The sequence below is a fragment of the Altererythrobacter sp. CAU 1778 genome, assembly GCF_054482795.1.
Genome location: NZ_JBTLRP010000002.1, coordinates 187,020 through 201,656 on the forward strand (window position 1 = coordinate 187,020; position 14,637 = coordinate 201,656).

Annotated in this window: 12 protein-coding genes; 4 read left to right on the top strand and 8 right to left on the bottom strand. The window is 65.3% G+C overall.

Annotated features, from left to right (window positions below):
- Positions 1-26: 26 nt before the first annotated feature.
- From ACXYN8_RS08955 to ACXYN8_RS08965, 3 genes are all read right to left on the bottom strand, one after another.
- On the bottom strand, positions 27-4,772 hold the full coding sequence (locus tag ACXYN8_RS08955; RefSeq protein WP_458889086.1) for an NAD-glutamate dehydrogenase: 4,746 nt from the start codon (positions 4,770-4,772) through the stop codon (positions 27-29).
- 115 nt (positions 4,773-4,887) lie between these two features.
- Entirely contained in the window at positions 4,888-5,871 is a 984-nt protein-coding gene (locus tag ACXYN8_RS08960) for an LLM class flavin-dependent oxidoreductase (RefSeq protein ID WP_458889087.1), read from the bottom strand.
- Between the two features lie 4 nt (positions 5,872-5,875).
- Positions 5,876-6,610, bottom strand: a complete 735-nt coding sequence (locus ACXYN8_RS08965; protein ID WP_458889088.1) for an alpha/beta hydrolase — start codon at positions 6,608-6,610, stop codon at positions 5,876-5,878.
- 93 nt (positions 6,611-6,703) lie between these two features.
- On the opposite strand from ACXYN8_RS08965, the gene ACXYN8_RS08970 reads away from it, so the two are divergent.
- Positions 6,704-8,365, top strand: coding sequence for an alkaline phosphatase D family protein (locus tag ACXYN8_RS08970; RefSeq protein WP_458889089.1), 1,662 nt, complete (start codon positions 6,704-6,706; stop codon positions 8,363-8,365).
- 8 nt (positions 8,366-8,373) lie between these two features.
- Here ACXYN8_RS08970 and ACXYN8_RS08975 read toward each other — a convergent pair whose 3' ends face one another.
- Genes ACXYN8_RS08975 through ACXYN8_RS08985 form a run of 3 tightly spaced genes read right to left on the bottom strand, consistent with a single transcriptional unit; the run spans position 8,374 to position 9,349 of the window.
- On the bottom strand, positions 8,374-8,565 hold the full coding sequence (locus ACXYN8_RS08975) for a helix-turn-helix transcriptional regulator (protein WP_458889090.1): 192 nt from the start codon (positions 8,563-8,565) through the stop codon (positions 8,374-8,376).
- Positions 8,562-9,176 carry a hypothetical protein gene (locus ACXYN8_RS08980; RefSeq protein ID WP_458889091.1) on the bottom strand — a complete coding sequence of 205 codons (615 nt, stop codon included), beginning with the start codon at positions 9,174-9,176 and terminating at the stop codon, positions 8,562-8,564. The genes ACXYN8_RS08975 and ACXYN8_RS08980 overlap by 4 nt, the downstream gene beginning before the upstream one ends.
- Entirely contained in the window at positions 9,173-9,349 is a 177-nt protein-coding gene (locus ACXYN8_RS08985; protein ID WP_458889092.1) for a hypothetical protein, read from the bottom strand. The genes ACXYN8_RS08980 and ACXYN8_RS08985 overlap by 4 nt, the downstream gene beginning before the upstream one ends.
- Before the next feature lie 341 nt (positions 9,350-9,690).
- On the opposite strand from ACXYN8_RS08985, the gene thrS reads away from it, so the two are divergent.
- The gene (gene thrS / locus ACXYN8_RS08990) at positions 9,691-11,703 is read left to right on the top strand and encodes a threonine--tRNA ligase (protein WP_458889093.1); all 2,013 of its coding nucleotides are present in this window, start codon (positions 9,691-9,693) and stop codon (positions 11,701-11,703) included.
- Positions 11,704-11,709: 6 nt separating this feature from the next.
- The gene (locus tag ACXYN8_RS08995; protein WP_458889094.1) at positions 11,710-12,453 is read left to right on the top strand and encodes a TSUP family transporter; all 744 of its coding nucleotides are present in this window, start codon (positions 11,710-11,712) and stop codon (positions 12,451-12,453) included.
- A 43-nt stretch (positions 12,454-12,496) separates the two neighbouring features.
- On the opposite strand, the gene ACXYN8_RS09000 is transcribed toward ACXYN8_RS08995, so the two are convergent.
- Positions 12,497-12,625: a hypothetical protein gene (locus tag ACXYN8_RS09000; protein WP_458889095.1), complete on the bottom strand. Its 129-nt coding sequence runs from the start codon at positions 12,623-12,625 to the stop codon at positions 12,497-12,499.
- 134 nt (positions 12,626-12,759) lie between these two features.
- On the opposite strand from ACXYN8_RS09000, the gene ACXYN8_RS09005 reads away from it, so the two are divergent.
- Positions 12,760-13,641, top strand: a complete 882-nt coding sequence (locus ACXYN8_RS09005; RefSeq protein WP_458889096.1) for a M48 family metalloprotease — start codon at positions 12,760-12,762, stop codon at positions 13,639-13,641.
- On the opposite strand, the gene ACXYN8_RS09010 is transcribed toward ACXYN8_RS09005, so the two are convergent.
- Positions 13,618-14,613 carry an agmatine deiminase family protein gene (locus tag ACXYN8_RS09010; protein WP_458889097.1) on the bottom strand — a complete coding sequence of 332 codons (996 nt, stop codon included), beginning with the start codon at positions 14,611-14,613 and terminating at the stop codon, positions 13,618-13,620. The two genes, ACXYN8_RS09005 and ACXYN8_RS09010, sit on opposite strands and share 24 nt — an antisense overlap.
- Positions 14,614-14,637 lie beyond the last annotated feature (24 nt).

Sequence of the window (14,637 nt, forward strand, 5' to 3'; positions counted from 1 at the left end):
TGCACAGGTCAAGATCGCCGTACCCCTCAGCGTGCCAGCAAATTGCGCGCCTGGCTGGCGACCTGCGCCATGATCGCGGGCGTCACCGGTGGCTTTGCCTGCGCGCGCGCGACCAGCTTGCGGAACTGGCGCACGGCGGCTTCGTTCGCGTCGGCCCATGCCTCGACCCGCGTGGTCAGCGGCTGGCGCGATTTCTTGTCCGAAGCGATCCGGCGCAGGAACTGCAACCGCATCTGCTGGAAGTCGCGCGACAGGCCGTTGACCAGCAGGCGTTCCCACGGATCGGAAGGCGCCATGCGCTCCGCCGTCTGCTGCGCCCAGTCGAGGCCCAAGGTGGTGCCGAGCGCAATGAACGCCTCGGTCAGCTTCTTGCCCGGTGTCTTGATGTCCTGCGCAAGGTGCGACAGCCCGATCGATCCGTCCATGTCGAACAGGTGCGCGACGCTGGCAGCGGCCTTGGCAGGGGCACCTTCGTCGGTGAAGGTCGCATGGAGCGCCTGCGACTGCTTGCGCGCCTCGGCGGAGAGCAGCTCGTCGGTCGATCCGGCAAGCTCGGTCACGCCGCGGCGCAACTGACGCACGATGACGGAAGGCTTGTCGGTCCCGCCGAAGGTCCGCAGCATATCGGCCATGTGCGAACTGGTCGCGGCGGCCGCACGGTCGATCAGCATGATTCGTGCGTCTTCGGGCATGGCGGTATGCTCCAGCCCGTCCCACACCTCGTCGAGTCCGAGCAGTTCGCTCGTCGCGACGAAGGCGGCGGCAATCTGCGCGAGGCTCGCGCCTTCTTCTTCCGCCAGCTCGAACGGGTGAATCAGGCCCAGCCGGTTGATGATGCGATTGGAAAGCTTGGTCGCGACCAGTTCGCGGCGCAGGCGGTGATTTTCGATCTGCTTGCGAAACTTGTCGCGCATCGGCTGCGGGAAAGCCGCCACCAGCATATCGTTGGTCGCCGGATCGTCGGGCAGGGCGCTCGCTTCGATCGCATCCTGGATGACCAGCTTAGCGGTGGAAAGCAGCACAGCGAGTTCGGGCCGGGTCAGGCCGGCACCCTCGTTGACGCGGCGGCTCAGGGTCTCGCCGTCGGCCAGACCTTCGGTCTTCCGGTCCAGCGCGTCGCGATCCTCCAGCAGCTCGATCAGCCGCAAGTGCGACTCGGCTGACTTCACGCCGCCCGCTTCGGCAACCGAAAGGGCGAGCGCCTGGTGACGATTGTCGTCAAGGACCAGTTCTGCCACCTCGTCGGTCATGTCGGCGAGCAGCGTGTTGCGCGCGCGTTCGGTCAGCTTGCTGGCCTGCCGCGCGGCCTGCAACGCGATCTTGATGTTGACCTCGTTGTCCGAGCAATCGACGCCGGCCGAATTGTCGATGAAGTCGGTGTTGATCCGCCCGCCTTCCATCGCGAACTCGATGCGGCCCGCCTGCGTTATGCCGAGGTTCGCGCCTTCGCCGATCACCTTCGCCTTGAGGTCGCGCGCATCGATGCGCAGCCCGTCATTGGTCGGGTCGCCGACCTCTGCGTGGCTTTCGCGCGAGGACTTGATGTAGGTGCCGATGCCCCCGAACCAGATCAGTTCGATGGGCGCGCCGAGGATCAGCCGGATCAGCGTGTCGGGATCGGTTTCCTCGACATCGGTGCCCAGCGCCTCGCGCATGGCGGCGGTCAGCTTGATCGACTTGAGCGAGCGGGCGAAGACCCCGCCGCCGCGGCTGATCAGCTTGCTGTCGTAATCCTCCCAACTCGAACGATCGAGCTGGAACAGCCGCTGGCGTTCCTTCCAGCTTTTCGCCGGATCGGGATTGGGATCGATGAAGATGTGACGGTGGTCAAAGGCGGCGATCAGCTGGATGGCTTTCGACAGCAACATGCCGTTGCCGAAAACGTCGCCCGACATATCGCCGCAGCCTACCACGCGGACCGGATCCTTCTGGACGTCGACACCCATCTCCCGGAAATGCCGCTGGACGGATATCCACGCGCCGCGCGCGGTGATGCCCATCGCCTTGTGGTCGTAACCGTTGGAGCCGCCGCTGGCGAAGGCATCGTCCAGCCAGAAGTCGCGTTCCTGTGCGATAGCATTGGCCGTGTCGGAGAAGGTGGCCGTGCCCTTGTCCGCGGCGACCACGAAATACGGATCTTCGCCGTCATGCACGACAACGCTGTCGGGATGGACGACCTTGTCCTTCACGATGTTGTCGGTGACCGACAGCAGGGTGCGAATGAACAGCTTGTAGCTTTCCTTGCCCTCGGCCGCCCATCCATCGCGGTCAGTGACCGGGTCGGGCAATTGCTTGGGATAGAAGCCGCCCTTCGCGCCGGTGGGCACGATGACCGCGTTCTTGACCCGCTGCGCCTTCATCAGGCCGAGAATTTCGGTACGGAAGTCGTCGCGGCGGCTCGACCAGCGCAGACCCCCGCGAGCGACCGGGCCGCTGCGCAGGTGGATGCCTTCGACCCGCTGCGAATAGACGAAGATTTCCCGCCACGGAACGGGACGGGGCAGACCGGGGACGAGGGCGGAATCGATCTTGAACGCCAGCGCGTCTTCCCCTGCAGGGGAGTAGAAATTGGTCCGCAGAACCGCCTTGATCACCGCCTGGTAGATACGCAACAGTCGGTCGTCGTTGATCGCCTGCACCTTGGCAAGGCCACTGCGGATGTCGGCGTCGAGTTCGGCTGCGCGTTCCGCGCGGTCGCCCACAAAGGCGGGGTCGTTGCGCGCCGCGAACAGCGCGACCAGCGCACGGGTGACGGCTGGTGCACCGCGCAACGCATCGACGACGGTGTAGATGGTGAAGCTGACGCCAGCCTGCCGCAGGTAACGGTAGAAGGCGCGCAACAGGTTCGCATCGTCCGCCGAGAGCGCGGTGCTGACCACGAGGCGATTGAAAACGTCGTCTTCCGACTGACCGTTCAGCACTTCCGCAATCGCACGTTCGATTGCGTCGGCCCGTTCGAGAATCGCATCGCCATCGTCGCCCGGCAACAGGCCGAGCGTGAAGTCGTGGATCGCGCCAAGCGCGCCGTCCTCCAGCAATGTCGGTATCTCGGCATCGACGCGGAAGCCGAAGTTTTCGAGCGCGGGCACAGCATCCGACAGCGGCAGCGATCCGCGCAGCTGGTAGATCTTGAGCCGCAATTGCGAGCCATTGTCGCTCGGCAGGCGGTAGAGACGCGCGTCGCGGCTGGGACGGCCAGATTCGTGCGTTGGCAAGGCGCGCAGGCGGCGAATGTCGGTCGCGGCTTCGGCGGCGCCGTAGTCGTCGCGGTAGGACTGCGGGAATGCCTCGGCATAGCGTGCGGCAAGCGTCGCGGCGCGGGCCGGGTCTTCGTGTTCGGCAAGCTCGTGCGAGACAGCTTCGCCCCAGCCGCGCAAGCTTTTCTGCAACTGTTCTTCCAACGCGCGTTCATCCGGGACGGTCTCGATGTCGCGAATGTCCATGACGAAGCGCAGCGTGGCGAGCAAACCGCCTTCGACCTGGAGGCTCCAGTCCATCACCTTCGCGCCGATCGCATCTTCCAGCATCTGGATGACGCGCAGGCGGGTGCGGGTGGAAATGATGTCGCGCGGCAGCCAGACGAAGGCGAACAAGTGCCGCGATAGCGGTGCCTCGACCAGCGCGAGGCGCGGGCGCGGGCGGTCGACGAGGCCCATCATCGCCGTCGCGATCCGGCGCACGTCGTGGTCGGCAAGGCCGATCACCAGATCGTGCGGCAGGTTCGTGAGCGCGTGGGTCAGGCCTTTTCCGGCGTGCCCCTTCGGATCGAAGCCGAATTCCTCCATCATGCCCGCGACCTGCGCACGCATACGCGGCACCTTGTCCGACGGGGCGCTGAGCGCGGCGCTGGTCCAGACGCCTGCATGGATCGACAGCGCGGTAACCTTTGCGCCTTCGAAGATGGGCACGATGAACAGGTCGAGCGGAACGCGGCGGTGGACGTTCGAGATATGATTCGCCTTGATCGCTAGCAGCGACCGCGCGGTGTCGTCTCCGGCCCGCTCCTCGAACCACTCGAACGCGCGGTCGTAGGACTGGTCCGACATCGGATCGCGCGTGCTCTTGCGGCAAATGCCGAGGCGGTCGGATTCGCTGCCATCGCGGTAATGCGTGATGTGGCCCAACTGGGTCAGCATTCCGTCGTTCAGCCAGCGCAACAGGTCTGCGCCCTCGCTGTCTTCGATGCGCCCGGCGTCGGCCAGCATGGCGGCCTGCAGCTTTTCCCAATCCTTCACCGCGGCGCGCACATCCGCCAGCACCTTGCGAAGGTTTGCGCCGAGGCTACGCCGCTGCTTCGCATCGACGCGCGCCGTTTCGATATAGATCATCGATTCGCGCGGCGTGTCTGCCGCCGCGCCCTTGCGCGGGGCCAGACCGGTCAGCTTGCCGGCTTCGTCCCGCACGACGGGAATGACCGGGTGGAGCAGGCGGTCAATGACGAGGCCCGACTGCGAAATGAGTGCCGCGACCGAATCGACCAAAAAGGGCATGTCGTCATTGACGATGGCGATGCGGGTGAAGCGATGGGTGTCGCCATCGCTGGATGTCTCGATCGCGATCGTGGCTTCGTCCGCCTTGCGTTCGCACGCCGTGCCGAGGATGAATTCCGCCACCGTCCTGCGTGTGGCGGGGTCGAAATCCGCTTCGCCCGGCAGCGTCGCATCGTCGAGATGCGCGGTCAGCGGCTTGACCAGCTTGGGGTCGCAGCTGTGCCCGCCGGCGTTGGACTTGGTCTTGGGTGAAGCCTTCTTGCGCTTGGCCGTGATCGCCATGCCATCCTCTCGATCCGGGGTCCGGCGGGATCAAACGGGGGTGTTTGATTGTTGCGCCGGGCCGACAATTCGTTTCACGCGATACTGGTCTGCGCCGCGTGCTTCAAGCGCAGCCTTACGCGGCGAGAGCCTCTTGCGTCAGGGCGAGGGAGCGTTCGCGCGCTGCCGGGTCGTATGTGGCCCCGGCGACGATTATCTCGTCCGCCTGCGTCCGCGCGGCGAAGGCTGCGATGGCGGAACGCACGGTCTCTGGAGAGCCGACGGCGCGGGCCTGACCGAGGTGTTCGAGCATCGCCCTCGCCGGAACGGGCAGGGTGTCGCGATAATCGCGCACTGGCGGCGGAAGCTTGCCCGGCGAGCCGCTGCGGAGCCGCACGAAGCTCTGTTCGAGCGAGGAGGCGAGATAACGCGCCTCCTCGTCTGTATCGGCGCAGACCACCGTCATCGCGGCCATCGCGTGCGGGCGGTCGAGAGCCTCGCTCGGCTGGAAGTCGCGGCGGTAGATTTCGAGCGCGGTGTCGAGGTGATCGGGCGCGAAGTGGCTGGCAAAGGCATAGGGCAGGCCGAGCTTGGCAGCGAGCTGCGCGCCGAACAGGCTGGAGCCCAGGATCCACATCTCGACGTCGGAACCGTGGCCCGGCGTCGCCTTCACCTGCAGGTCGATGTCGCCGGTCAGCAAGGCACGCAGCTCCACCACGTCCTGCGGGAAATATTCCGCCGCCTGATGCAGGTTCTTGCGCAGCGCGCGTTGCAGTTCCGGCCCGGCCCCCGGCGCACGGCCCAGCCCCAGGTCGATGCGGCCCGGAAACAGGGCGGCGAGCGTGCCGAATTGCTCGGCGATCTGGAACGGGGAATGGTTGGGCAGCATGATGCCGCCCGACCCGATGCGGATGCTGCTGGTGGCGTTGCCGATATGCGCCAGAACGACGCTGGTCGCGCCGCCGGCAATGCCGTCCATCGCGTGATGTTCCGCCACCCAGAAGCGTTTGTAACCGTTCGCTTCGGCAGCCTTCGCAAGCTGGGTCGCATCGTTCATGGCCTCGCCCACGCTGCCGCCTTCGCGCACCGGGACGAGATCGAGTACCGAGAGGTCTGTCATTTTATCAGCCTAAATCCTGAATGGTCTGGAGCAGCAGCGCGATATCCTCATCGCGCGACAGCCGGTGGTCGCCCTGCTTCACCAGCGTGAGGCACACGTCCTCGCTGGTGAGCGCGTTGGCGAGGCGAAGCGAAGTTTCCCAGGGCACGTCGGCGTCGCGCTGTCCGTGGATGAGCCGCACCGGGCAGGTGAGCGGGATCGGGCTATCGAGCAGTCGGTTGGCCTGCCCGTCCGCCCAGAATTTCGCATGGGTCGGCATGGGGTCGTAGCCGTAATCGCTATCCTCGAATATCGTCTCGCCCGCTTCGAGCCGGGTTTTCTGGCCCTCGTCATAGCCCCAATCGGTAAAGTCCGGCGCGGCGGCGATGCCGACGCAGCCAGCCACCTGCTTGCCCAGCGCCAGGCCGATCAGCAGCATCAGCCAGCCGCCCATGGAAGAGCCGATCAGCACCACCGGGCGACGTCCCAGCGTTGCTTTTATCAGTGCCAGCACTTCGTCCCGCCAGAGCGAAAGCGTGCCCTCGGCGAAGTCGCCGCTGCTCGCACCGCAGCCGGAATAGTCGAGCAGCAAGCAGGCGCGGCCGCTCTCCCGCGCACGCTCGAACACTGCGGTGGCCTTGCCGCCTTGCATGTCCGACATATAGCCGGGCAGGAACACCAACACCGGGCCGCTGCCTTCGACGAAGCGATGCGCGATGCGCGCGCCGCCGGGTAACTCGATGAATCGCGTGTCGCTCATTCACGGGCAACATGGCCATTGCGGCGCGGCGTCTCAAGGTGCGCGCGCAATCGGTGACTTCAAAGCGACGCGAATGCGGCCTAGGCCTTGCCCATGAAAAACGATCCGCCCGCGAATCCCGTCTCCCATGTGCAGGTCGATCGCCGCTCGCTTCTGCGCGCGTCGATCCTCGGTTCCGCCATCGCGGCGACACCGCTTTCGGCGCGGGTCGTCGGCCAGCGCGGCTTCACCCATGGCGTTGCGAGCGGGGAACCGCGCGCGAACAGCGTGCTGCTGTGGACGAGGTATCTCGCGGATCGGGACACGCAGCTGGAAGTGGAAGTCAGCGAAACACTCGACTTCTTCTCGCACACCCGCGGGCAGACGGTGACCGCAAGTCCGGCGAACGATTGCTGTGCCAAGGCGGTCGTGACCGATCTGAAGGCGGACAGCTGGTACTATTTCCGCTTCGTCGCGCCCGACGGCACCCAGTCGCCAGTGGGCCGCACCCGCACCTTGCCCGAAGGGCCGGTGGCGGAATGGAAAATGGCGGTCTTCAGCTGCTCCAACCTCGGGTTCGGCTGGTTCAATGCCTACGCCCACGCGGCTGAGAGCAACGCTTTCGACTGCGTGCTGCACCTTGGCGATTACATCTACGAATATCAGCCGGGCAATTACCCCACGGACGACCAGACCGTCGCGGGTCGCCTCATCGATCCCGCAAGGGAAACCGTCGCGCTGACCGATTATCGCCTGCGCTATGCCGCCTATCGCAGCGATCCCGACCTTCAGCGCCTCCACCAGATGTATCCGATGATCTCCGGCTGGGACGATCACGAAAGCACCAACGACAGCTGGAAGGGCGGGGCACAGAACCACCAGCCGGAAAGCGAAGGAAGCTGGGACGTGCGCAAGGCCGCCGCCAGCAAGGCCTATCGCGAATGGATGCCGGTGTCGGACGATCCTTGGACATCCTACGAAATAGGCGATCTCGCCACGATCTACCGTGTCGAGACCCGCCTGACAGGGCGGGACGAGCAGCCGGATATGGCTGCCGCGCTGCGAGCCGGGGATGCAGCGCAGATCCAGGCGGCGCTCACCGCTTTCAAGGACGGCGTATGGCGCGATCCGGCCCGGCAGATGATGGGCGAAACGCAGGAGCGCTGGCTGTTCGACGATCTGAAGCGCTCCCGCGGGTCGGGGACGACATGGCAGGTGTTCGCCCAGCAAACGATCATGATGTCGCTGGCCCTGCCGAAAGACGTTGCCGACGGGCTGACCGATGCGCAGCCGGAATACGTGCGCCAGCGCATTCGCGCGGCCGCTGCGGCAAGCGGGGTTGGGCTGCCTTTCAACATGGATGCCTGGGATGGCTATCCCGCCGCGCGCGACCGCCTTCTGCGGGCCGCTTTGAATGCCGATGCGAACATGATCAGCTTGGCAGGTGACAGCCACAATGCCTGGGCCGGCTCGCTCGATATCGAAGGTGAATTGGCGGCGGTGGAATTCGCCGGGCATTCAGTCACGTCGCCGGGCGTCGAGAACTCGCTGCCGTGGATCGCGCCTGCCGATTTCGAACGCAAGGCGGTGGAACGCAACCGGCAACTGATGTGGGCCGACACCTCGCGCCGCGGCTACATGGCGGTGACGCTGACGCCGGATGTGGCAGTGAGCGAGTTTCGCTTCCTGAATACGGTGCGCCAGCGCAGCACGCGGCTGGCCGGTACGCACCGCATCAGCGCCCCGGTCGGGCAGCGCAGCCTGCTGCCCGCCTGAGGGCGTCATCATTCGGGGGAGAAAATCTCCTCTATCCGGGCGTCGAACAGGGTTGCGATGCGAAAGGCGAGGGGAAGCGATGGATCGTATTTCCCAGTCTCTATCGCATTCACGCTCTGGCGGCTGACCTCCAGCCGCTGGGCGAGATCCTGCTGGCTCCAGTCCCGCTCCGCGCGCAGGACTTTCAGTCGGTTCTTCATGTGTCCGACCCCAGCCGGTTGCGGATCGACATTCCGCACTGCGCCAGCCCCATGCCCATGGCCCAAGCGGGGAAGGTCCACCAGGCCCAGATATGCGGCACCACGCCGAAGGTCTCGAGGAAGCCCCAGAACGTGCCGAACGTCAGCACCACGCCCAGGCCGAACAGGCTGGCCATGACCGCGCGGTGGCGCAGGTATTCGTCCTGCTCTTCCATGATGTAGCGCGCCATGGTCCAGATCATGCCGAAGATTGGCACAATAGGCAGGAGCGCGATCAGGATTGTCTCGCCCTGGCCCAGCTCGACGCGATCGTTGATCGTCACGGCAAGGCCGAGCCCGATCATGTAGCCGAAGCTCGCGAACAGGAAGCGGCGATTGTAGCGCACGATTGCGGGGCTGGCGTATCCCGTGGCGCGCTGCCGCGCCATGGTCGTGCGCACCAGCGGGATCATCTGCATCATGGCGACTGCCATCAGGATAAAACCGACTGGCGGCTCGATTGCCCCCGAGATCCGCAGCAAGGCGATCAGGCCGAAGCTGAGGAACAGCGAGATGCCCCAGGTCGCGGGCCTGCCGAACAGGCCGGGGCGGTCGAGGGACGCTTCGGTCACGAAACGCGCTTTCCGCAAGCCGAACCGCCACGGTTGATCGACGCCCATGCCGCCGCCGTCAGGCCCATCACGAGTGCGAAGCTGACCGATCCGTTCAGATCGTTCAGTTTGGAAACGAGCGCGACGACAAGAATGGCGACAGCCCAGAGGAGAGATTGCTGGATACGAGTCATTGGAAAAGCTCCCTTGCTATAATGTAAAGACTACTTGTCACCGATTCGCTCTTTTGTCAACCAAGCCTTACACAAAGTCTGGTAACCTTTCCGTCTGGTCCGTTAGTGACTTCGCAATCCCGCAAGGCTATGATGCCCGCATGGAAAAGCTCGTGACCACCACGGCGATCACTACCACCTCGGATATCCGGGGGCGGTCGTTCGCGCGTTAGTCGCAGCCACCGCCACCCGGTTTCGGGCGGCGCGGTGTTCCTCCCGAAATCGGCAATAATCACCACACCGCTCTTCCGGTGCGCCATGCCATGTCCTAAGGCGCGCGCCAGACGCGAATGGGAATGACGATGACGGAACTGCTCAAGATCAGCCTGCCCGACGGATCGGTGCGCGAGATGGAGCGGGGGAGCACCCCTGCCGATGTCGCCGCGGCGATCGGACCGGGCCTTGCCAAGGCAGCCATCGCCGCGCGGGTGGATGGCGAACTGCGCGACATCAATCGCCCGTTCGAAACGGACGCCCAGCTCGCTCTCGTAACCAGCCGGGACGAGGAAGACGCGCTCGAACTCGCGCGGCACGATTACGCGCACATCCTGGCCGAAGCGGTGCAGGCCTTGTGGCCCGGCACGCAGATCACGTTCGGCCCCTCGACCGACGACGGCTTCTATTACGACGTGATGGCGCCCGCCAGCCGCGAGCCATTCGGCATGGACGATCTGCCCGCGATCGAGGAAAAGATGCGCGAGATCATCCGCGCCGACAAGCCGCTGCGGCGCGAGGTGTGGACCCGCCAGCAGCTGATCGACAAGTGGACGGCCGAAGGCGAGACCTTCAAGGCCGAATGGGCGCAGGAACTGCCCGAAGGCGAGGAACTGACGGTTTACTGGTCGGGCGAAGACTGGCTCGACATGTGCCGCGGCCCGCACCTCGCCAGCACCGGCAAGCTCGACCCTGATGCCTTCAAGCTGATGCGCGTCGCGGGTGCCTACTGGCGCGGGGACCAGCGCAATGCACAGCTGACGCGTATCTACGGCACCGGTTGGCTCAACAAGAAGCAATTGAACGCCCACCTCCACCGGCTTGAGGAAGCCGCCAAGCGCGACCACCGCAAGCTGGGCCGCGAGATGGACCTGTTCCACCTCCAGGAAGAAGCGCACGGCAGCGTCTTCTGGCATCCCAAGGGCTACCGCATCTGGCGCGAGCTGGAGGCCTATATGCGCCGCAAGATGGACGGTAGCGGCTATCGCGAAATCAAGACGCCGCAGCTGATGGACGTGCGCCAGTGGGAGCAGTCCGGCCACTGGGGCAAATATGCCGAAAACATGTTTGCCGTCCCCGACATGGTGCCCGATGTCGACGACAGCGGTGCCGGGTCGCACCCCAGCGTCGCCAGGGATGCCGAGTGGATGGCGATCAAGCCGATGAACTGCCCGGCGCACGTTCTGGTCTTCAAGCAGGGCATCACCAGCTACCGCGACCTGCCGATCCGGCTGGGCGAAATGGGCTGCTGCCACCGCAATGAACCGCATGGCGCGCTGCACGGACTCATGCGCGTGCGCCAGTTCACGCAGGACGATGCGCATATCTTCTGCACGGAAGCGCAGGTGGTCGAGGAAGTCCGGGCCTTCTGTCGCCTCGCAGCGGAAGTCTACAAGGATTTCGGCTTCAGCTTCGCGATCAAGCTGGCTCTGCGCCCGGAAAAGCGCCTCGGCTCCGATGCGGACTGGGACAAGGCCGAGCAGGAATTGCGCGACGCTGTCAAAGAAGCGGGCATGATGAACGAGGAGTTCGGCTGGGAAGAGCTGGAAGGCGAAGGCGCTTTCTACGCCCCCAAGCTGGAATGGCATCTGACCGATGCGATCGGACGTACCTGGCAGGTGGGCACGATCCAGGGCGATCGCGTGTTGCCGGAGCGTCTGGATGCCAGCTACGTTGGCGAGGACGGCGAGAAGCATCGCCCGGTGATGCTCCACCGCGCGATCTTCGGCTCTTACGAACGCTTCATCGGTATCCTTATCGAACACTTCGCCGGTCGCCTGCCGGTGTGGCTTGCACCGGTGCAGGCTGTGGTGGCGACGATTGTCTCCGATGCGGACGACTATGCGAAGGAAGCCGTCGCCCGGCTGGAAGCTGCGGGCATCCGCGTCGAAAGCGACCTCCGGAACGAGAAGATCAACTACAAGGTGCGCGAGCACAGCCTCGCCAAGGTTCCGCACCTGCTGGTGGTCGGCAAGCGCGAAGCCGAAGAGGGTACGGTCGCCGTCCGTACGCTGGGCGAACAGCAGCAGGAGGTGATGAGCCTTGACGATGCCATCGCCATGCTGACGCGCGAAGGCACGCCGCCGGACCTTCGCGGCTAAAGCGCCTTGGACCTGCTGGCGGGCTTCGCGCCCTGGCAAATCCTAGCGGCGCTTCTGGCGGCCCTGTTTTCCGCCTTCATCCGCGGACTGACCGGGTTTGGCATGGCAATCCTGCTCGTGCCGATCCTGGCCCTTGCGCTGACGCCCTTGCAGGCCGTGCTGCTGGCGAATTTCCTGTCCGTGTTCATCGGCCTGTCGGAAATCCGCAGGCTGGTGCGCGGGGCGGAGCGTTCGGCGTGGATAATCTCCGCCGTAGTGCTGGCAACCGCGCCGCTGGGGTTCCTTGCGCTTGCACAGACATCGCCCGCGGTCGCGCGGCTTGTTATCGCGCTGATCGCCTTTTCCGCGTTCCTGGCCGTCATGCTTCCCCGTCGACCGGCAACCACCCCCGGTGCAATCACGACGGGTGGCGTCGGCGTGGTGAGCGGGCTGATGACGGGATACGCCGGAATGCCGGGACCACCGGTGGTGCCGTACTATGTCGGTCGGGACATCCCGCGCGAAACCGCCAAGGCCAGCATGATGCTGATCTTCACCATCGCGCCGCTCGCTCCCTTGGCGAGCGGAGCCGTAACCGGCGTGCTCGACCTGTCGGTTGCGCTGCTGGCGGCCTGCCTGTTCCCTGCGGTGCTGATCGGCAATGCCCTTGGCAATCGCGCGTCGGGGCGGGTGGCCGATCCGACGTGGCGCAGCATCGTGGGTCTGGTGCTGGGAGGCGCAGCGATCGCGGCGCTGGTGCGGCTGATCTGATCCGTGCGGATTAGATCCCGTGGCTGGCGCTTAGCCGAAAGCGCTAGAGAACCAGCGCGGGGCCGGCGAGGATCAGCGCCAGTCCGCTGGCATAGACCATAACCGTGCGCAGAAATTCCGCCGGGTCGGGAGTGACGAAGCGGTTCGCGCGGAGAGTGAGAGCCTGAGCCATGACAGCCGTTTTCCTCCCAGAGATTTAACAAATCGTAAACATCGCCCGACCTCGTTCAGCGGGCGGTCGGGTGCTTGCAGCCAGAATGGGGAAATCCCATATTACCGGGACAAGATCAGACGGAGATTTCGACGATGAACGGCCTCAAGACCACCATGCTGCTGGCGGCGATGACCGCTTTGTTCATGGGGCTGGGTTTCATGATCGGCGGGCGCGGCGGCGCGATGCTGGCGCTGGTCGTCGCGTTCGGGATGAACATCTTCACCTACTGGAACGCCGACAAGATCGTCTTGAAGATGCACAATGCGACCGAGGTGGGCGATGGCCATCCGTTGCACCGCATCGTCACCCGGCTGGCGCGCAACGCGGCTATGCCCATGCCGCGGGTCTACATCGTCGAGAATCCCAACCCGAACGCCTTTGCGACGGGTCGCAACCCGGAAAATGCCGCGGTCGCTGCGACCACCGGATTGATGCACATGCTGGACGAGGACGAGGTCGCTGCCGTGATGGCGCATGAACTTGGCCACGTTCGCAATCGCGACACGCTGATCATGACCATGGTCGCAACGATTGCCGGCGCGATTTCGATGATCGCCAATTTCGGGCTGTTCTTCGGGGACCGGCAGAACGGCAACCCGATTGCCATGATCGGTGCGGTCCTGCTGGCACCGTTTGCCGCGATGATCGTGCAGATGGCGATCAGCCGCACGCGGGAATACGGCGCGGACCGGGCGGGGGCGGAGATTTCCGGCAATCCCGCGGCGCTGGCTTCGGCTCTGCACAAGATCAGCGGCGCGGCGCAGCGCATTCCCAACCCTGCCGCGCAGCGCAATCCGGCAGCGGCGCAGCTTTACATCGTGCCCATCGGAATGTCGGACCTGTTCTCCACCCACCCGGCCACGGAAAAGCGGATTGCCGCGCTCTCGGCCATGGCGGACACCGAGCAGATCGATGCGCCCCGCGCCGACCTGTCGCGCGCTCCCTCCGCCCTAGACCCGCACCGCCGCCGCTGAAGGCATCTGCTGGCTGGCGCAGTGGAAACTGCCGCCGCCTGCGAGCACGGCATCGGCCGGCAGGCCCACGGTGTCCCGGTCGGGAAAGCAATCCGCAATAGCCGCGACCCCGTCCGCGTCGTTGACCGTGCCGTATGTCGGCACCACGACGAGGCGGCTGGTGATGGCGAAATTCATGTAGCTCGCTGGTTCTGCATCCGCATCGCGCTGGACGAGACCGGGCGAGGGCACGTCGCGAATGACAAGGCCGAAGTGCTGCGCCCGCGTCCTGGCATCAGCGTAGATTGCGGCGTTTGGATCGTCGGCTGAGGCGGGCACGGGCAACGCCAGTTCGCCCGGTGCGACAAAGCGCGCGAGGTTGTCGACATGGCCGTCGGTATGGTCGTTGCGAAGCCCGTCGCCCAGCCACAGCACCTTCTTGAAGCCGAGCGCGTCGTGCAGGCCCGCTTCGATTTCGTCGCGGCTCATTTGCGGATTGCGGTTGGGGTTGAGCAGGCACTGCTCGGTCGTCACGACCAGCCCGGTGCCGTCCCCGTCGATGGCGCCGCCTTCAAGAATCCAGTCCGACGTTTCCAGCGTAAGGCCGGCATCGCGGGCGAGCTGCGCCCCGACGGTCTGGTCGCCTTCCATCAGGAATTTGCCGCCCCAGCCGTTGAAGCCGAAGCGACGCGCGGCGCGGTTGCCCTTCGTGTCCGCGACGACCAGCGGGCCGGTGTCGCGCAGCCAGATGTCGCCATAGACGCGCCGCTCCAACGTCACGGCATCAGAGATCAGCTCGCGCGCCCGCGCTTCGCTGGCGTCGTCACGGACCAGCAGGCGAACCTCCTGTCCGCTCCCCGCCACTGCATTGGCGAAGGCTGCGATCTGTTCCTGCGCGAGGCCAAGGAACCCAGGCCATTCGCGCTCGTCATGCGGAAAGCCGACCCACAGCCAGTCCTGCGGCGCCCATTCCGGGGGCATCAGTAAGGGCATGGGTCGGCTCTCGTCTTCTTCGTT